The 16,709-nt window shown below is 67.0% G+C and carries 18 protein-coding genes; 8 read left to right on the top strand and 10 right to left on the bottom strand.

What is annotated here, in order from left to right; all coding sequences use genetic code 11:
- Positions 1-8 precede the first annotated feature (8 nt).
- Complete coding sequence (locus KTR40_RS17715) at positions 9-488, top strand: SRPBCC family protein (protein WP_139030816.1); 480 nt, start codon at positions 9-11, stop codon at positions 486-488.
- Between the two features lie 3 nt (positions 489-491).
- Here KTR40_RS17715 and KTR40_RS17710 read toward each other — a convergent pair whose 3' ends face one another.
- On the bottom strand, positions 492-2,207 hold the full coding sequence (locus tag KTR40_RS17710) for a CAP domain-containing protein (protein WP_228404564.1): 1,716 nt from the start codon (positions 2,205-2,207) through the stop codon (positions 492-494).
- A 158-nt stretch (positions 2,208-2,365) separates the two neighbouring features.
- On the opposite strand from KTR40_RS17710, the gene dcd reads away from it, so the two are divergent.
- Positions 2,366-2,941, top strand: a complete 576-nt coding sequence (gene dcd, locus KTR40_RS17705) for a dCTP deaminase (protein ID WP_139030814.1) — start codon at positions 2,366-2,368, stop codon at positions 2,939-2,941.
- Positions 2,942-2,980: 39 nt separating this feature from the next.
- On the opposite strand, the gene KTR40_RS17700 is transcribed toward dcd, so the two are convergent.
- From KTR40_RS17700 to KTR40_RS17690, 3 genes are read right to left on the bottom strand one after another with little or no spacing between them, the layout of a single operon-like run.
- Positions 2,981-4,162 (bottom strand): cation:proton antiporter, encoded by a 1,182-nt coding sequence (locus tag KTR40_RS17700; protein WP_139030813.1) that lies wholly within the window; start codon positions 4,160-4,162, stop codon positions 2,981-2,983.
- A gap of 5 nt (positions 4,163-4,167) precedes the next feature.
- Positions 4,168-4,650: a cation:proton antiporter regulatory subunit gene (locus KTR40_RS17695; protein WP_139030812.1), complete on the bottom strand. Its 483-nt coding sequence runs from the start codon at positions 4,648-4,650 to the stop codon at positions 4,168-4,170.
- Positions 4,651-4,679: 29 nt separating this feature from the next.
- Positions 4,680-6,083: an MFS transporter gene (locus KTR40_RS17690; RefSeq protein WP_139030811.1), complete on the bottom strand. Its 1,404-nt coding sequence runs from the start codon at positions 6,081-6,083 to the stop codon at positions 4,680-4,682.
- 194 nt (positions 6,084-6,277) lie between these two features.
- On the opposite strand from KTR40_RS17690, the gene KTR40_RS17685 reads away from it, so the two are divergent.
- The 6 genes from KTR40_RS17685 to mnhG are packed head-to-tail and all read left to right on the top strand — an operon-like array spanning position 6,278 to position 12,673.
- On the top strand, positions 6,278-9,346 hold the full coding sequence (locus tag KTR40_RS17685) for a Na+/H+ antiporter subunit A (protein WP_139030810.1): 3,069 nt from the start codon (positions 6,278-6,280) through the stop codon (positions 9,344-9,346).
- Complete coding sequence (locus KTR40_RS17680) at positions 9,343-9,864, top strand: Na(+)/H(+) antiporter subunit C (RefSeq protein ID WP_139030809.1); 522 nt, start codon at positions 9,343-9,345, stop codon at positions 9,862-9,864. Before KTR40_RS17685 ends, KTR40_RS17680 begins: the two co-directional genes overlap by 4 nt.
- Positions 9,861-11,465, top strand: coding sequence for a Na+/H+ antiporter subunit D (locus KTR40_RS17675; RefSeq protein WP_139030808.1), 1,605 nt, complete (start codon positions 9,861-9,863; stop codon positions 11,463-11,465). Before KTR40_RS17680 ends, KTR40_RS17675 begins: the two co-directional genes overlap by 4 nt.
- On the top strand, positions 11,462-12,007 hold the full coding sequence (locus tag KTR40_RS17670; RefSeq protein WP_139030807.1) for a Na+/H+ antiporter subunit E: 546 nt from the start codon (positions 11,462-11,464) through the stop codon (positions 12,005-12,007). The genes KTR40_RS17675 and KTR40_RS17670 overlap by 4 nt, the downstream gene beginning before the upstream one ends.
- Entirely contained in the window at positions 12,004-12,282 is a 279-nt protein-coding gene (locus KTR40_RS17665; protein ID WP_139030806.1) for a monovalent cation/H+ antiporter complex subunit F, read from the top strand. Before KTR40_RS17670 ends, KTR40_RS17665 begins: the two co-directional genes overlap by 4 nt.
- Positions 12,272-12,673, top strand: coding sequence for a monovalent cation/H(+) antiporter subunit G (gene mnhG, locus KTR40_RS17660; protein ID WP_139030805.1), 402 nt, complete (start codon positions 12,272-12,274; stop codon positions 12,671-12,673). The genes KTR40_RS17665 and mnhG overlap by 11 nt, the downstream gene beginning before the upstream one ends.
- 18 nt (positions 12,674-12,691) lie before the next feature.
- On the opposite strand, the gene KTR40_RS17655 is transcribed toward mnhG, so the two are convergent.
- From KTR40_RS17655 to KTR40_RS17630, 6 genes are all read right to left on the bottom strand, one after another.
- The gene (locus KTR40_RS17655) at positions 12,692-12,955 is read right to left on the bottom strand and encodes a DUF4235 domain-containing protein (RefSeq protein WP_139030804.1); all 264 of its coding nucleotides are present in this window, start codon (positions 12,953-12,955) and stop codon (positions 12,692-12,694) included.
- A 78-nt stretch (positions 12,956-13,033) separates the two neighbouring features.
- Positions 13,034-13,249 carry a CDGSH iron-sulfur domain-containing protein gene (locus tag KTR40_RS17650; protein ID WP_139030803.1) on the bottom strand — a complete coding sequence of 72 codons (216 nt, stop codon included), beginning with the start codon at positions 13,247-13,249 and terminating at the stop codon, positions 13,034-13,036.
- The gene (locus KTR40_RS17645) at positions 13,246-14,310 is read right to left on the bottom strand and encodes a glycosyltransferase family 2 protein (RefSeq protein ID WP_228404563.1); all 1,065 of its coding nucleotides are present in this window, start codon (positions 14,308-14,310) and stop codon (positions 13,246-13,248) included. The genes KTR40_RS17650 and KTR40_RS17645 overlap by 4 nt, the downstream gene beginning before the upstream one ends.
- A complete protein-coding gene (locus tag KTR40_RS17640) occupies positions 14,307-15,425 on the bottom strand; it encodes an iron-containing redox enzyme family protein (protein WP_228404562.1) in 1,119 nt (372 codons plus the stop codon). The genes KTR40_RS17645 and KTR40_RS17640 overlap by 4 nt, the downstream gene beginning before the upstream one ends.
- A 72-nt stretch (positions 15,426-15,497) precedes the next feature.
- Positions 15,498-16,049, bottom strand: a complete 552-nt coding sequence (locus tag KTR40_RS17635) for a DUF4383 domain-containing protein (protein WP_228404561.1) — start codon at positions 16,047-16,049, stop codon at positions 15,498-15,500.
- 83 nt (positions 16,050-16,132) lie between these two features.
- A complete protein-coding gene (locus tag KTR40_RS17630; protein WP_228404560.1) occupies positions 16,133-16,675 on the bottom strand; it encodes a heme-degrading domain-containing protein in 543 nt (180 codons plus the stop codon).
- Positions 16,676-16,709 lie beyond the last annotated feature (34 nt).

Here is a 16,709-nt window from a genome sequence, read left to right as displayed (position 1 = left end):
AGATCCCCATGGCATTTGCGGAGCACGAGGTCCTGATCAGTCGTGACGCCATGGCCGTGTATCTGTTCCTGCTGGATGCCACCAACCTTCCGCTGTGGCGGGACTCGGTCCGCAGCGTCACGCTGCTCCAGGGAGCGTCCGCGTCCAGGGGCGCGGTCTACCGGAAGATGGTGGCCGGCCGGTCCGGACTGAGCATTCCGGCAGAGCTTGAAATCACCCAGGCCAGGCCGGGTGCGGAGATCGAGTTCCAGGTCGTCTCCGGGCCTGCCCACCGTTCGGGCGGCTACTACCTGAGCACGGAAGCCGGGGGAACACGGGTCCGGTTTGCCCTCGAGGCCCGGGCGGAGGAGCCCATCGGGTTCCTGGACCGGCCCCGTTTCCTGCACAGGCTCGGCTTCCTGAACAGGATGCTCCAACGGAACCTCCGTTCCGAAGTGGCCCAGCTGGAACGCCTCAAGGATGTCCTGGAACTCCAGCCCGCCATCTAGCGCCTACTGGGCCAGCCGCTGCCCGGCCCAGGGTCCGGGAATGTTCGACGGCGCCGCGAGGCTTCCTGAGGTCAGGTCCCAGTACTGGACAACATCGTTTGCACGGCGCAGCGCCAGCCCCGTGGAGTTCAGCCCGGTGACGTCCCGCAGCGCCCTGATGCCCGTGACGTCTCCCCAGCCGGTGGCGACGGTGGGCCTTGTTTCGTTGCGCAGCGCCGTGGTGCCCCACCCGCGGTGAAGCTGGACCGACCCGTCCGCACGCAGCGCCAGGACATCCTGGAACCCGTCGGCGTCGTAATCCACCATGGACACCTTCCGGGCAGCGCCGATGTTGGCCACGAATGCACGTTCCGCGAGGTCCCCCAGGCCCTTGTTGGGGTACAGGAAGAGATTCCCGGCTCCGTCCAAGGCGAGAAGCTGCGGCATCCTGTTGTTGGCGCACCAGCCGCCTACGGCAAGGGTGAGGGTCTCCCAACCCCCGTTCCCGAGCGTGGCCGCGGCCTGGAATCCGCCGGCGGCGACGCCCCGCTGCAGGGTCACGGTGCCGTTGGTCCACTGGGTCAGAAGGTCATAAACGCCGTCCCGGTCCCAGTCGGTGGTGAAGACTTCCTTGGCGCCCGTGAAGCTTGACCCGATGACCCGGGGGGCGGCATAGGTGCGCGCACCGGTGGCCGCACGGGCCAGGAGCTGTCCCGCGGAGTCCACGGTTACAAGGTCGCCCGGCCCCTTGATGGCCGCGGCGGAGAGGTCCAGCGTGGGTGGCATGTGCTTGACGGGTGCGTCGCACAGGCTGGGGGCCGCCGGCGGGAACGCATTGCCCGACCCGCCGCCGCCTGGGGCGTCGAGGGTGCCGGCTGGAAGGGTGGTGTAGCCGAAGAAGTTCACCACTCCCCAGATTTTGTATGTGCTGTTCGTGTACGAGATTCCGGCGCCCATAACGTTGAAGCGCGGATCGAGCAGCAGCGCGTTATGGCCGGTGGAGCTCTTCCACCACTCCACGAGCTGCGCGGCATCCCGGTCAGTGCGGATGGCGATGACCTCACCGGCGCCGTTGTTCGGACTCATGGCGCGGGGGTCGGTCCAGAAACTGGCGCGGTGTTCGATCACCTCGCGGGACGCGATGCTGTCCGACCACTCCTGCGCCAGCCCGGCCACCGTTGGGTGGTACTTCACCGGGTTGAGGCCCTTGGACGCCCGGTATTCGTTGATTTTGGTGAAAACCGTCAGAACCGCTGCAGCATTGCTGTCCGGGACCAGGGCCTCCGGCGCAGGCAGTGCGGTGGCCGACTCGGGAGCCGCCAGACGGGAGGGTGCCGGCGAGGCCAGCTCTTCATCCGGGGCCCAGAGCGGTGGAATCCAGGGGACCTCCGGAGCCGGTGCCACAGTCGTACTGGGTGGGGGTGCAGGTGCAGGCTCGGGTGTGGCCAGGGCATCAGGGGAAGGCGCAGCAGGTGCAGGCTCCGGAGCCAGCGTGACGGCGGTGCCAGCTGGTGACGCCGGACGGATGCCAGGCTCCACGGCAGGGGTGAGCCCGGCCGCGGCCGGGCCCGGGCCCGCGGAGGCGCCGCCGTCGTCGTTCACGCTGGCCGTGCCCAGGACGACGCTGGAGGGACCCGCCGTGCCAAGGGCCACACCGGGCGAAAGCGGCAGGGGACGCGTGCCCGCCGACGAGGAGACCAGCGCCACAGCGCAGAGCGCGCCAATAAAAGCGGGCGCCACCAATCTATTCACAACAACCCCAGCTCTGTTGGGCCATCCGGGAGACCATCCGGCGCCTGAATCACTGAGGCAACATTAGCCCCAGCAGACGCCAGCAACAACGAAAGAATGCGGTTGTGGATAACAGGTACAACTAAGCCATGCGGTAATTTGGGACGGTGCTGATCTCTGACCGCGACATTCGTGCCGAAATAGACTCCCAGCGGATCGTGCTCGAGCCGTACGATCCGGCGATGGTCCAGCCGTCGTCCGTGGATGTGAGGATCGACAAATTCTTCCGCCTGTTCGATAACCACAAGTACGCGCACATCGATCCGGCCGAGGAACAGCCGGAACTTACGCGCCTGGTGGAGGTGGAGCAGGACGAACCGTTCATCCTGCACCCGGGCGAGTTCGTGCTGGGGTCCACCTATGAGACCGTCACGCTGCCGGACGACATCGCCGCCCGCCTGGAAGGCAAATCCTCCCTGGGCCGGCTGGGACTCCTGACGCACTCCACAGCGGGCTTCATCGACCCCGGCTTTTCAGGCCACGTCACCCTGGAGCTTTCCAACATGGCCACGCTGCCCATCAAGCTGTGGCCCGGCATGAAGATCGGCCAGCTCTGCTTCTTCCGGCTGTCCTCCTCTGCGGAACACCCCTACGGCTCCGGCCAGTACGGCAACCGCTACCAGGGCCAGCGCGGCCCCACCGCGAGCCGAAGCCACCTGAACTTCCACCGCACGTCCATATAGGCAGGCAGGCAGGCAGGCAGCTCGGCAGGCGCTTGTTCCTTATGCTCTCGCAGCTACGCCCCGGGGCCGCAGCAAAGGCCTCACAAGGGGTTCCACATAACGCGCAGCCAGCGGACCGATGACGGCCATGAGCAGCACATAGGCTGTGGCCAGGGCCGCCAGCTCGTCCGGTACTGCTCCTGACGCCACCGCGAGCCCGGCGATCACAATGGAGAACTCGCCGCGCGCAATGAGCGTGGCGCCTGCACGAAAGCGTCCCGGCCTGGCAATGCCGGCGCGCTTGGCCGCCCAGATCCCGGTGGCCATCTTGGTGGCCGCGGTGATGACAGCCAGCACCAGGGCCCAGCCGAGCACCGGGGGAATGGACGAAGGGTCCGTGTTCAGCCCGAACGCCACGAAGAAAATGGCGGCGAAGAGGTCCCGGAGCGGTTCCAGGATGCGCGTGGCGTTATGGGCCGTTGCCCCCGAGATGGCGATGCCGAGCATAAAGGCGCCCACCGCTGCGGAAACCTGCATGGCGGAGGCCAGGCCGGCCACCAGCAGGGCGGCGCCCAGCACGTTCAGGAGGAACACCTCAGAGTTTTCGCTGTGGACGGCCTTGGACACGTGGTGCCCGTGGCGCAGGGCCACCATCAGCACCACGCTCACCACAGCCAGGGCGATGCCCACCGTGGTGAGGCCGCCGATGAAGCTGACCCCGGCGAGGATGGTGGTGAGGACCGGAAGGTAGATGGCCATGGCCAGGTCCTCGAAAACCAGGATGGACAGGACCACCGGTGTTTCCCGGTTGCCCAGCCGGCCCAGGTCCGTGATGACCTTGGCCGCGATTCCCGAGGACGAGATGTACGTGACCCCGCCCATCACCATGGCGCCGACGCCGCCCCAGCCCAGCAGGTAGGCAAGGGCCGCGCCGGGCAGGAAGTTCAGGACGAGGTCCAGGACACCGGCCTGCCACGACCGCCGCAGGCCGGTAAAAAGCTCGGCGGCTGTATATTCCAATCCGAGCATAAGCAGCAGCAGGATCACGCCGATCTCCCCGGAGAGATGCGCGAACTCCTGCATCCCCTCCAGCTTGACGATGCCGCCGGCACCGAAGGCCAGCCCGCCCAGGAGGTAGAGAGGGATGGGTGACATTCCAATCCGTCCGGCCAGCCTGGCCAGGAGGCCGAGGCAGAACACAACGGCCCCCAGTTCAACGAGGGTCAGGGCCAGCGGATCCACGGCGGTTATCCGTTGCGCAGGATGTTGGCCGCGGCGTCGAGGCCTTCCTGGGTGCCCACTGCCACCAGCAGGTCACCCGTGTGAAGGACGACGTCGGGTCCCGGCGAGGGGAGCACCTCGCCTTCGCGCATGATGGCCACGATGGAGACGCCGCACCTGGTGCGGATGCACGCTTTGCCCATGGGCTGGTTCTGGAACGGGGAGTCCGGAGCGATGGAGAACTGCCGGGTCACGATTCCCGGAACGTCCTTGTGCTCTTCCGTCAGCTTCATGGCCAGGTGCTGTCCGCCGAGGAGGTTGCCGAGGGTTGCCGCTTCCTCGCTGGTAAGGGGTATGGATGCCTGGCAGGTATCGGGATCGTCCCAGGCGGACACGATCAGTTCCGTCTGGCCCTCACGCAGCTCCACCACGCCGATCCGGCGGCCGGAGGCAGTCATGAAATCCTTGCGCCGGCCCAGCCCGGGAAGGTTAGTTTCGTCCACGTTCATGCTTCCAGCCTAGTCTTCGCCGGCACGCTTTAGGCGGCCGGAACCACCGCGATGGGGGCCCGGTCCGGTGACTTCACCGGCAGCAGGACCAACAGCCCGGCCAAAAGCACCACCATGATGCCAAGGATCCCCCAGCGCTGGGCCTCGCCCTGTGCCACGAACGGGGTGGCCAGGGTGATGCTCAGGGTGAAGAGCGCCGGCGCAAGGAAGCTGACCGCGCGGCCCGTGGTGGCATAGAGGCCAAAGAGCTCGCCGGATTCACCGTGCGGGGCCAGCCTGGCCAGGTAGGCCCGTGACGAGGACTGGGCCGGCCCCACGAACAGGCAAAGGAAGAGCCCGAATACCCAGAACGTGGTGCTGCCGGCCCAGGCCATGCCCAGGAAGACGTAGTCGCCGTTGCCGAGCACCAGGATGACGGTCCCGGCAACCAGGAGGCCCACCAGGGATCCGATGATTACCCGCTTGGGGCCGATCCGGTCGTCCAGGAACCCGCCGATGACCGCGCCCACGGCCGCCACCACATTTCCAAAGATGGCGAAGAAAATCACCTGGGACAGCTCAAAGCCGAAGGTGCCCGCGGCGATGATCCCGCCGAACGTGAAGACGGCGGCCAGCCCGTCCCGGAAAACGGCGCTGGCCAGCAGGAAGTAGATGGTGTGCGGGCTGGTGGCGTAGATGGCCTTGATCCGCCGGACCAGCAGCCCGTAGCTGGCCAGGAAGCCCAGCCGTTGCGCCTGGGCGGCGCGGGGGAGCTCGGGAACCGCGAACAGCACGGGAAGGGCGAAGACGAAGAACCAGAGCGCTGAAAAGACAGCCACCAGCCGGATGTTCAGGCTGTCCTCGGTGGACGCGCCGAACCAGTCAAAGCGGGGCTGCACAAACAGTTGGAGCACGATCAGCAGGGCCACGATGCCGCCAAGGTAGCCTGCGCCCCAGCCGAAGCCGCTGACCTTGCCGATGTTCCGCGGCGTGGAGACCTGGGCGAGCATGGCGTTGTAGTTGACGCCGGCGAACTCGAAGAACACGTTGCCCAGCGCAATGAGGGTCACGCCGAGCAGCAGGAATTCCGGCTGCGGGTACACAAAGAAACACAGCGCCGTGAGGATGGCGACGGCGGCCGTGTTGACTCCCAGCCACAGCTTGCGCCGGCCGCCGGCGTCCGAGCGCTGGCCGGTGACCGGGGCCAGCAGGGCGATGGCCAGGCCGGCGACTGCCAGCGCGCCGCCGAGGACTGCCGAGGCCCGGTCTTCCCCGCCGAAGGCGTTGGAGGTGAGGTAGACGGTGAAAACGAACGTGGTCATCACCGCGTTGAAGGCCGCCGACCCCCAGTCCCAGGACGCCCACGCCAGGATGCGGCCCTTGCCGGCTGCCTGGGTCCCGGACTCAAGTTCCGAGGACGGCTGCGTTGCCCCGGGAGCGCTGGCGCTGTTCATACGATGCATCGTATCCGCCCGTGGCGAACAGAATGCGGAGCGAACCCCGGGACGCCGGTGTCGGCGGGTGCCAGGGCACCAAAGACGGGGAAAACGGCAGTGAAGCCTTGATAAACTGGGCGTTCCCGGACCTAACGAATGAACCGCCTGCTCCAACTTTTGACAATCGAATCCCTGACGTTGCGGAGATACCAGTGATCACAGTCCTTGCCGTGCACTTTTCGGTGGCTGTCCTCGCGCCTCTCCTGTTCAGGGCCTGGGGCCGCAACGCGTTCTACGCGCTCGCCGCCGTTCCCGCGGCGTCCTTCGTGTGGTTGCTGCTGCAGCATGGGCCGGTGTATTCCGGAGCGGGATCCGTCAGCGAGGTGGTCCCCTGGATTCCGGGGCTCAAACTCGAGCTTGCCTTCCGGATGGACGCCCTTGCCTGGGTCATGTCCCTGCTGGTGCTCGGCGTTGGTTCCCTGGTGCTGGTCTATTGCGCCCGGTACTTCAAGAAAAAGGACCAGGACCTTGGCGCTTTCGGCGCACAGCTCCTGGCCTTTGCCGGCGCCATGTTCGGGCTGGTGGTGGCCGATGACCTGCTCCTGCTGTTCGTCTTCTGGGAACTCACCACCATCCTGTCCTATCTCCTGATCGGATTCGCCAGGACCAGGCTGGCCGCACGGCGATCAGCTTTGCAGGCGCTGATCGTCACCACGGCGGGCGGGCTTGCCATGCTGGTGGGCCTCATCATGCTGGGCGACGCCGCCGGCACCTACCGGATCTCGGCCATCCTGGCGGAAGCCGCGGACCTGGCCAGCGGGACGTCCGCGGCCATGGTGGGCGCCGCCGTCGTGCTCATCCTGGTAGGTGCCATCACCAAGTCCGCCCTGGTCCCCTTCCACTTCTGGCTTCCCGGCGCCATGGCGGCGCCCACCCCTGTCAGTGCCTACCTGCATGCCGCGGCGATGGTGAAGGCAGGCATCTACCTGGTAGCGCGGCTTGCCCCCGGCTTCGCCGAGACGGCCTACTGGCAGCCGGTGGTGCTGGGGCTGGGCCTGGCCACCATGCTGGTGGGCGGTTACCGGGCGCTGCGGCAGACCGATATCAAGCTCATCCTCGCCCACGGCACTGTCAGCCAGCTGGGCTTCCTCACCATGGCGGTGGGCCTCGGAACACCGGACGCTGCGCTCGCGGGCCTGGCGATGCTGCTGGCGCACGGCCTGTTCAAAGCCACCCTGTTCCTGGTGGTGGGCATCATCGACCACCAGTCGGGGACGCGCGACGTCCGGAAGCTGTCCGGGGTGTTCCGGTCCTCGCGGGCCCTGGCGATCGTTGCTGCCATCGGGGCCGCGTCCATGGCGGGAGTCCCGCTGCTGGCCGGCTTCGTAGCCAAGGAGTCTGTGCTGGAGGCCTTTGTCCACCACGCAACCGACCCGGCTTCCGGGCCATGGGGCACAGTGGTCCTTGCGGGCGTGGTCCTGGGCTCGATCCTCACGTTCGCCTACAGTGCGCGCTTTATGTGGGGGGCATTCGCCGCCAAGCCCGGGGTTGAGCCCACGCCCTTCAAGGCGATTAGGCCCTCGTTCCTCGCCGCGCCGGCCATCCTCAGCCTCCTGACCGTCGCCTACGGAGTATGGCCGGTCCCCGTGGACGCCTGGATCCAGCCGTACGCCGCCCTGTTTGCTTCCACCGCGCCCGACGCCGGATCACCTGCTGACCAGGCCGGTCACCTTGCGCTGTGGCACGGCTTCACTCCTGCGCTGGGATTGACGGCCCTCACCTTCGCGCTGGGCCTGGCGATGTACTTTGGCCGCAACGCGGTGGCCCGGGCGCAGTCCCTGGTGCCGCCCTGGGTGGACGGGGACAAGGCCTACCAGCTTACGATCGGGGCGCTCGACGACGTGGCGGTGTGGATCACCGGCCGCACCCAGCGCGGTTCGCTGTACTACTACCTTGCGGTCATCCTGAGCGTCGCCTTCGTGCTGCCCCTGGCCGCCATCCTGCTGGCCGGCAAGCCGCTTCCGGACGGGATCTACCTCCTTGACCCCGGTTCCCCGCTCCAGCTGGTGGTGGGGGCGGGGATCGTGATCGGCGCCCTGGCCGCGGTGAAAGCCAACAAACGGTTCCTGGCCGTGCTGATGGTCTCCGTCACCGGCTACGGGATCGCCCTGATGTTCGCGCTGCAGGGCGCCCCGGACCTGGCCCTGACGCAGATGCTGGTGGAAACCATCATCCTGGTGGCCTTCGTCCTGGCGATGCGCAGCCTGCCCGCCGAGCTCCGGGACCGCACCGGCGGCAAGTACCGGGTGGTGCGTATTGTCATCGGCCTGGGCTTCGGCGCCACCATGGTGTTCGCCGCGATCTACGCCATGGGCGCACGGATTGCCACGCCCGTCTCCCTGGAGTTCCCGCGCCTGGCCTACGAGGGCGGCGGTGGGCTCAACATCGTCAACGTGACGCTGGTGGACATCCGCGCCTGGGACACTTTCGGCGAAATCACGGTCCTGGCGCTGGCAGCCACCGGTGTTGCCAGCCTCATTTTCATCCGCGGCCGCGGCGACCGGATCCTGAAGTCCGCCACGGTTGCCGAGGGCACGGTGGGCCGCCACCGAGGCGTCGACCCGGGCACCCGGGACGCGGCGGCCCTGGCGGTCAGCCGGAAGTTCGCGGCATCCGCACGGGACGCGTGGATCGTTGCCGGCCGCACCCTGGCACCGGAGCGCCGGTCCATCATCTTCGAGGTGGTCACCCGGCTGATCTTCCACTCCATGATCATCTTCTCGCTCTACCTCCTGCTGGCCGGCCACAACCTGCCCGGCGGCGGCTTCGCCGGCGGCCTCACAGCCGGCCTCGCCCTGACCATCCGGTACCTGGCAGGGGGACGGTTCGAGCTTCGCGAGGCCACGCCCGTGAGCGCCGGTGCGCTGCTGGGAATCGGGCTCGCCGTGGCTGCGGCTTCCGGAGTGGTGCCGCTGCTGCTGGGCGGCCAGGTCTTCCAGACCGCCATCATCGAGCTGTGGCTGCCGGTGTTCGGCGACATCAAGTTCGTGACTTCCACCATCTTCGATATCGGCGTGTACATCGTGGTGGTGGGCCTTGTGCTGGATGTCCTCCGCAGCCTCGGCGCCGAGATCGATGAACACTTTGAGGAACGGTCCGCGGCAGGCGGGACACCCGCCGAAGGGCAGGAATCTGTCCGGGAAGCCACCGCACCAGCTCCCGACTGGGAGCACGAGCCCGGAGGACTGGCTCCCGAAACCACCGCAAAGGGCCAAGCATGAGCGTGAACCTGACCCTCCTGATCATCATGGGAGCCCTGTACGCCTGCGGCATCTACCTGATCCTGGAACGCAGCCTGACGCGGGTCCTGCTGGGGCTGATGCTCCTGGCCAATGCCACCAACCTCCTGATCCTGGCAACGGGAGGGTACGCGGGGCTCGCGCCGCTGTATTCAAAGGACGTTGCGGCCGGGGACTACAGCGATCCACTGCCGCAGGCGCTGATCCTCACGTCCATCGTCATCTCCTTTGCCGTCACCGCCTTTATGCTCGGCATCATCTACCGCACCTGGGTCCTGGCGCGCCGGGATGAGATCCAGGCCGACCTCGAGGACCTCCGCGTGGCGGAAACGCCAAGCTTCGACGCCGAGGACGACGCCGAGGTCCCCGCGGAGACGTCCGAGTTCCCGCTGGCCACGGTCCTGGCCGGCGGCCGCGAAATACCCGCGGAACAGGCAGCCGCGGAAGAAAAGCCCGGCTCTGAAAACATCACCCCTGGTCTGGAAGGAGGCGGAAAGTGAACCTCGCAAGCCTCGCGCCGCTCGCCGTCGTACTTCCCATCCTGGGCGCCGCCCTGACCTTCCTCCTGATCCGCCACTCACGGGCCCAGCGGGCCGTCAGCATTGCCCTGCTGTCCCTCACGCTCCTGCTCGAATGCCTCCTGCTGGCGTCCGTGTGGGACGGCGGCACGGCAGCGGTGAGCATCGGCGGCTGGCTGCCGCCCTGGGGCATCGTGATGGTGGTGGACCAGTTCTCGTCCCTGATGCTGGTGGTCTCCTCGGCGGTGAGCCTGGCCGTGCTGGTCTACGCCACCGGGCAGGGCATGGCCGACGGCGACCAGGACGCGCCCGTCTCGATCTTCCACCCCACGTACCTGATCCTGGTGGCCGGCGTGTCCAACGCGTTCCTTTCCGGCGACCTCTTCAACCTTTATGTCGGCTTCGAGATCCTGCTGACGGCAAGCTATGTGCTGATGACGCTGGGCGGCACGGGGCCCCGCATCCGGGCAGGCGTCACCTACGTGGTGGTGTCCGTGGTGTCGTCCGTGCTGTTCCTGATCTCGATCGCCATGGTCTATGGGGCCACCGGAACCGTCAACATGGCGGATCTCGCCATGAAACTCGGCGACCTGGACCAGGGCACCAGGACCCTGCTGCACGTGATGCTGCTGGTGGCGTTCGGCATCAAGGCGGCCGTGTTCCCGCTGTCCTTCTGGCTGCCCGACTCCTACCCCACGGCCCCGGCGCCGGTCACTGCAGTGTTCGCCGGGCTGCTCACCAAGGTGGGCGTCTACGCCATGGTGCGGACGGAAACGCTGCTCTTTCCGGGCGATTCCCTAAACACTCCATTGATGGTGGCCGCGCTGCTGACCATGGTGGTGGGGATCCTGGGTGCCCTGGCACAGAGCGACATCAAACGCCTGCTCTCCTTCACCCTGGTAAGCCACATCGGATACATGGTGTTCGGCCTGGCCATGTCCTCAACGGCAGGGTTGGGGGCGGCGGTCTTCTACGTGGCGCACCACATCACCATCCAGACCAGTCTCTTCCTGGTAACGGGGTTGATCGAACGCCGGGGCGGCAGCTCCTCCGTGGACCGGCTGGGCGGCCTCGCCAAGCTGTCCCCGCTGCTGGCAGTGCTGTTCTTCATTCCCGCGATGAACCTGGCCGGGATTCCGCCGTTCTCCGGATTCCTGGGGAAGGTGGGTCTCATGCAGGCCGGGATTGAACTGGGGACGCCGCTGGCTTACGTGCTGGTGATCGGCGGGGTGCTGACCAGCCTGCTGACCCTGCTTGCCGTGGCCAGGGTGTGGAACCGCGCGTTCTGGCGCCGGCCTTCGGACGCAGAGCACCCGGATCCCGTGCTGCTGGCACCGGCTGCCGGGCGGGCCGATGGCCCCGGGGCCAAACGGAACACCGCCACCCTGCTTCCACGCACCATGGTGGGTTCAACCGTGGGGCTGGTGGTCCTCGGCGTAGCCCTGACTGTTTTCGCCGGGCCGCTGTTCACGGTCTCTGACCAGGCCGCCCGCGACATGCTGGACCGGACCTCCTACATCCACGCTGTCCTCGGTGGAAACATTGACGTCCCCACAGTTGCCACACCGGGAGGGGGAAAGTGAGCCGCCGCCGCATTTCCCTGCGCCAGGAGCTGCCGCTGCTGGTTTGGCTGGTGATCGTCTGGGGTGCCCTGTGGCAGGACTTCAGCCCCGGGAACCTCCTGTTCGGGGCGCTGCTGGCCGTGGCCGTGGCGCGGCTGTTCTACCTTCCGCCGGTGGAACTCAGCGGCCGGTTCAACGTCCTGTACGCCATTCCCTTCGCGCTCGTTTTCCTGGCCAAGGTGGTGGCTGCCAGCGCGCAGCTCCTGTACCTGGCCATCGCCAAGGGGCCAAAGGTGACCAACGCCGTCGTCGCCGTCCCGCTCCGCAGCCGCCAGGACCTCATGGTCACGGCCACGGGGCACGTGATTTCCCTGATCCCGGGATCGCTGGTGGTGGAGGTGGACCGCTCGACGTCCACCCTCTACCTGCACGCGCTCAACATCAGCTCCCCGCAGGAAGTCGAAAACCTGAAAAATGAGGTGCGGTCCATCGAGGCGGGGCTCATCAGGATCATGGGCACCAAGGAAGAACTCGAAACCGTGCGAATGGAGGCCGGCGCATGATGCAGACCGTCCTGGTAGTTACTGCCGTGATCTTCTCGGTGGCCGCCGCCGGTGCCATCATCAGGATCTCCCGGGGGCCCTCCCTGCTGGACCGGGTGCTGGCCACGGACGTCCTGCTGGCCATCCTGGGCGGTGCCCTGTGCGTGGACATGGCCGTCAACAGGCACCTGAACAACCTAATGCTGGTGGTGGCCATTTCCATCATCGGTTTCATCGGGTCCGTGACGGTGGCCCGGTTCGTGGCGGACCGGAGGGAGCAGCCCAATGAGTCCTGATTCCACTGGCCTGGACGCCTGGGTGGACGTGCTGTCCGCCGTGTTCATGATCGTGGGGGCTGTTATGTCCCTGGGTGCCGCCATCGGCTTGCTGCGGTTCCCGGACCTGCTCAGCCGCATGCACGCCGCCACCAAGCCCCAGGTCCTGGGGCTGTTCCTGCTCCTGGCATCCATCGGCCTGCAGCTGCGCACCTGGTGGGTGTGGCCCGTGCTGCTGGTGGCATGGATTTTCCAGCTGCTCACCGTGCCGGTGTCCGCCCACATGGTGGGCCGGGCCGGCTACCGCACCAAGCACCTGCACCGCGAGCTCCTCACCTCCGATGAGCTGGAGGCTGTGGTGCAGAAAGCCGCCGCCAAAGCCGCCCGCGAGGACGGTTCCGGCGACGGCTGAGTAGCGCTTGGGGTGCAGCTAGACGATGTCCTGGCTCTTGGCGAACCGGGTGATGGCCCGCTGGGTGCCGCGGTTGGCCAGGACCTGGATGATGGTGCTCACCGACGCCGAGATCAGGGCGAACGTCAGCGCCGACTGCAGGCTGGTCGGGATGTCCTCGTCCTTCCCGGTGGGGGGCTTCCGGCCGGTGGTCTTTTCCCAGATGGCGTTGACCAGCTTGGTGCCGACAAAGCCTGCGCCGAGGCTCACGCCGGTGCCGAGCAGCTTGATGAAAAGGTTCATTCCTAGTACTCCTTGCGGGCGGAAAACGGGCTGTCCCTAGCCTAACCGGCGATAGCGGCCGGCCGGTGCAGGCTTTGCTCAGGTTGCCGGAGGTTCCGTCCGGAACTTGATCATCTTGTGGGTGCCGTCGCAGTACGGCTTGATGGCCGATGCCCCGCAGCGGCACAGCGCCACGGTTTTCCGTTCACGGGGCAGCGCTTCTCCGGAGGGCGTGACGATCTCGAAGTCGCCTCGCACAATCAGCGGGCCGTCGGGGCACACCACAATGGAGCTCTCGGCCGGTTCCTGGTTCATTTTTGCTCCTGCTTCAGGTTGCTGGTGGAAGACTGGGCGCCCTGGGGGCACGTTCCCGCGACTTTGCCGCTGTGCCGCCTCCGCAGCTCATTCTCCGAATGGGCTGCGGTCTTGAGCCGGGTCCCCGCATACGGAACGCCCCCGGCCAGCCTGTAACCGAGCGCGATCCAGATGCAGATGGCCCGTTCCAGGGCCCAGGGCGGAGTGCACAGCACCGCGCGGAAGGGGAAGACGGCAGCGCCGTTGTGCCGCCGCCGCCCCGTCTCCGCGGCGATAACGGCTGCGGAGGCCAGCCCCAGGAAGACTGCCCGACGGTGCCGCGAAGGCAGGCAGGCTGCGGAAAGGATTGCCGGGAGCAGCGCCAACTCGGCGGCGAGCCGCCGTGGCTGGGCAAAATCGTCATATGCCTGGCGGATGCGCTGCTTCAGGAAATGCCGCGCCGTGGGCGGCCTGCGCGCGACGAACAGGTCCGGCATAACCATCGCGCGGCCGCCCGCGGCGGTGATTGTCCGGATCAGCTCGAGGTTCTCGAACAGGACCGGCGCGTATCCGTCCGTCGCCAGCAGGGCTCCCCGGCGCAGCGCCAGCGTTCCGGGAAAATCAGCAGACCAGGCGCGGTTGATGAGGGTCCTCGCCGTATCCCACTGGGCGTGCCAGGGGAGGGGCTCGAAGTAGTTCTGAGGACGCACCACGTCCGCAGCGCCGAGGTGATGGACGACGGCGGCGAGTGACTCGCGCGTGTAGCGGACGTCGTCGTCGGCAATTACCAGGAGGTCCGCCGACGAGGCCCGAACCCCAGTCATGACCCCGGCTACCTTGCCGTTGCCGGCGGCGCCTCCGTTGCCGGCGGCGCAGGCGTCAGGCGGGAGATGCCGGACGGCGGGTGGAAACATCCTCCGGTGGTGTTCGAACAGTTCAGGGGCAGACCCGTCCACCACCGTGACAGGGATCCAGTCCGTGAGGCGGCGAAGGTAGGCGGCCAGGTCCGGCAAGCCGGCGTCGTCCGTCCAGCGCAACGGCAGGATGTACTCCGCCGGCACGCCGATGGCAGGGGCGCTCATGCTGCCGCCGGCACTGCCGCCCTCAGGGACGTGGTGCCGTTTTCCCAGGACTGCAGGATATGGGCGGACAACCTGCCGTCCACGGCCATGACCGCCGTGGCGCCGAAGAGTACGTCCCCCAGAAGCCCCGGTTCGGCTTCGACCAGGCCCCCGGCCAGGTCGCGGCCGGCGATTTGCTCGTGGACGGCGTCGGCTTCCACGTGCTCGTCGAAGTAATGGGTGACAGCGGCGTCGAAACCGTGCCTGCGGAAGCCGTTCCCGTAGAAGCGGTTGGGCTGGGAAGACGTCATTTCGTAGATGGCCAAGTGCCCGGTGATGGCACCCCGCAGCCGGCGGTTCAGCCCGAACAGGGACATCAGGTTCACTGCCGCGAGGGAGAGGGCCGGGACGAAATCGACGTAGGCGCCGTAGTCGTCGGCCATTCCCAGCCCCCGCATTGTGCGGGCGAAAAGCGCGCTGTGCATGCGTTCGGGGCGTCCGCCGCCGTACTCGTCAGCCTGGATTTCCACCAGCGCTGCCTTGGGGCGCCCGGAAAGGCGCGGGATGGCAAAGGTATGGGGATCCGCTTCCTTCAACTGGTAGATGGACTTGTGGATCAGGAATTCCTTGAGCTGGTCCAGGCTGGCTTTCTTTGCCACATATCTTGAGAGGCTGGGTCCTGTGTCCCGGGCTGCGAGGTCGAAGAGGACATCCGCCACCGCATCGCTGGTGGGATGCGGTGCGGTGGGGAGCTCCAGTTCACCGGCGGCTTCCCGGGCGGCCTCCCTAAGCGCGGCCTCGAAGGGCTTTTCCAGCAATTGGCGGATCTGGATCAGGCCCGGCGCCCATTCCCATTCATCGCTGACGCCTTCGAGCCCGGAGTAGTAGAGCTCGTAGAGGCAAAAGAGTGTCAGCTGGAGGTCGTCATCGCCAATGATGTCCGGGGTGGCGGCCAGCTGGCGGGTGACCTCACGGTGCAGCGCCGCGACGGGGGCATCGGCGGTAAGGGTGGCGCCGGCGCCAAGGGTGGGGCCATTCCCAGGGGTGGTGCGGGCGCCAAGCGTGGTGCCGGCTTCCCGCGCGAGAAGGCCAAGCAAGGCGGCACTGGCAGGACCACGCGCTTCAGGGATTTTCATTGTGCTCCTTCAGGTCTGGCGTTGATGCCGGTCCCGTACGTCGTCGCCGAGGGCCGGGCTGGCAGATGGCATTCACTGGCCGCGTGGGCCGTTCGGGGAGGAGTTGGCGGCACTGCTGGTGCTGTTGGCGTTGCTGCTGCCGCTGCGTGGATCGTTGCCGTCGCTGCCGGCAGCACCCGCCGCGACGGCGGGGCCTCGGGCCGCCAACGCGATGGCCAGCCCAATCATGGCCAGGCCGAGGGCCAAATGCAGCCAGTTGTCCGCGTTGTTTGCGGGGAGGAAGTTGGCCGGCGTGGTGTCATCCGACAGGAAGCCGTACAACCACAGGAACAGGTAGGCAACGCCGCCGTAGATGAGGAAGTTCCTGGCTTGCGGATGCGTCCGCGCCATCAGGACCCCTGCAATCCCGAACAGCAGGTGGACCGCATTCAGGAGTGCGGAGACCTGGAAAATGCCCAGCAGCAGCGCCCCCGAGCCGGGTCCGGCGAAGCCGAGCGAGCCGTAGTTGGAGGTGATGCCCGGGATGAAGCCCAGGATGCCGAACAGGACGAAAACCGAGCCCGTTCCGAGAGCGGCTTTTTGCAGGCGTGTCCGGGGGCCCGTCAGGCGGGTGCTGGCTGCCATATCCTGTCCTCCTCAAAACCCGGGAGACAACATAGTAAGCATGATTACTAATAAATGCTAAGCAGCCTTTGTATTTGTGAGGGTCAGTCCGCTCCCGCGGAGTGGAGGATTTCGCGCAGGGCTTCGACCACCAGGTTGTGGTCCTGCACCTGGGGAAGACCCGAAACCGTAACGGTGGCCACGGCCCCGACGCCGGTGACGTACAGCGGGAAGGAGCCGCCGTGCGCCGCGTACCGGCTCTCGTCGAACCATCCCTGGTCCTCGATCCGGCCACCGCGAAGCCGTCCGCGGAGCCCCACCAGCAAGGAAGGGATCTCGTACCGGGCGGCTGTGCGCTGCTTGGCCCGGATCCAGTGCTCGTTGTCCGGCGTCGCACCGGGCAGGGCCACATGGAACAGCACCTGCTCACCCTTGGTGATGTCAATCGCGATGGGCAGCCCGCGCTCCTTGCCCAGCTCCACGAGGAGCAGCCCCAGGTTCAGGGAATCGTCAAGGGAGAATCCGGGAAACTGCAGTTCGCGGACCTCGCCTTCAATCCGGGCGATCAATTCCTCCAGCGAGCCCTCCGGCTGTGCAGCATCGGAATCGGGATCATATCCGGTCACATCCGGCGGATTGGCAGTCATGGCCCACAATCTACCTCTCCTGCGGTATAAACTG

Origin of the sequence: Pseudarthrobacter sp. L1SW, assembly GCF_020809045.1 — a bacterium.
Lineage (GTDB): Bacteria > Actinomycetota > Actinomycetes > Actinomycetales > Micrococcaceae > Arthrobacter.
This window is presented reverse-complemented; position numbering and strand designations above follow the sequence as displayed.

Coding starts and splice junctions, on each gene's coding strand:
- KTR40_RS17715 (WP_139030816.1), top strand. CDS start 9: ATGGCATTTGCGGAGCACGAGGTCCTGATCAGTCGTGACGCCATGGCC.
- KTR40_RS17695 (WP_139030812.1), bottom strand. CDS start 4,650: ATGAACGTGGACGAAACTAACCTTCCCGGGCTGGGCCGGCGCAAGGAT.
- KTR40_RS17690 (WP_139030811.1), bottom strand. CDS start 6,083: ATGAACAGCGCCAGCGCTCCCGGGGCAACGCAGCCGTCCTCGGAACTT.
- KTR40_RS17680 (WP_139030809.1), top strand. CDS start 9,343: ATGAGCGTGAACCTGACCCTCCTGATCATCATGGGAGCCCTGTACGCC.
- KTR40_RS17665 (WP_139030806.1), top strand. CDS start 12,004: ATGATGCAGACCGTCCTGGTAGTTACTGCCGTGATCTTCTCGGTGGCC.
- mnhG (WP_139030805.1), top strand. CDS start 12,272: ATGAGTCCTGATTCCACTGGCCTGGACGCCTGGGTGGACGTGCTGTCC.
- KTR40_RS17655 (WP_139030804.1), bottom strand. CDS start 12,955: ATGAACCTTTTCATCAAGCTGCTCGGCACCGGCGTGAGCCTCGGCGCA.
- KTR40_RS17650 (WP_139030803.1), bottom strand. CDS start 13,249: ATGAACCAGGAACCGGCCGAGAGCTCCATTGTGGTGTGCCCCGACGGC.
- KTR40_RS17645 (WP_228404563.1), bottom strand. CDS start 14,310: ATGAGCGCCCCTGCCATCGGCGTGCCGGCGGAGTACATCCTGCCGTTG.
- KTR40_RS17640 (WP_228404562.1), bottom strand. CDS start 15,425: ATGAAAATCCCTGAAGCGCGTGGTCCTGCCAGTGCCGCCTTGCTTGGC.
- KTR40_RS17635 (WP_228404561.1), bottom strand. CDS start 16,049: ATGGCAGCCAGCACCCGCCTGACGGGCCCCCGGACACGCCTGCAAAAA.
- KTR40_RS17630 (WP_228404560.1), bottom strand. CDS start 16,675: ATGACTGCCAATCCGCCGGATGTGACCGGATATGATCCCGATTCCGAT.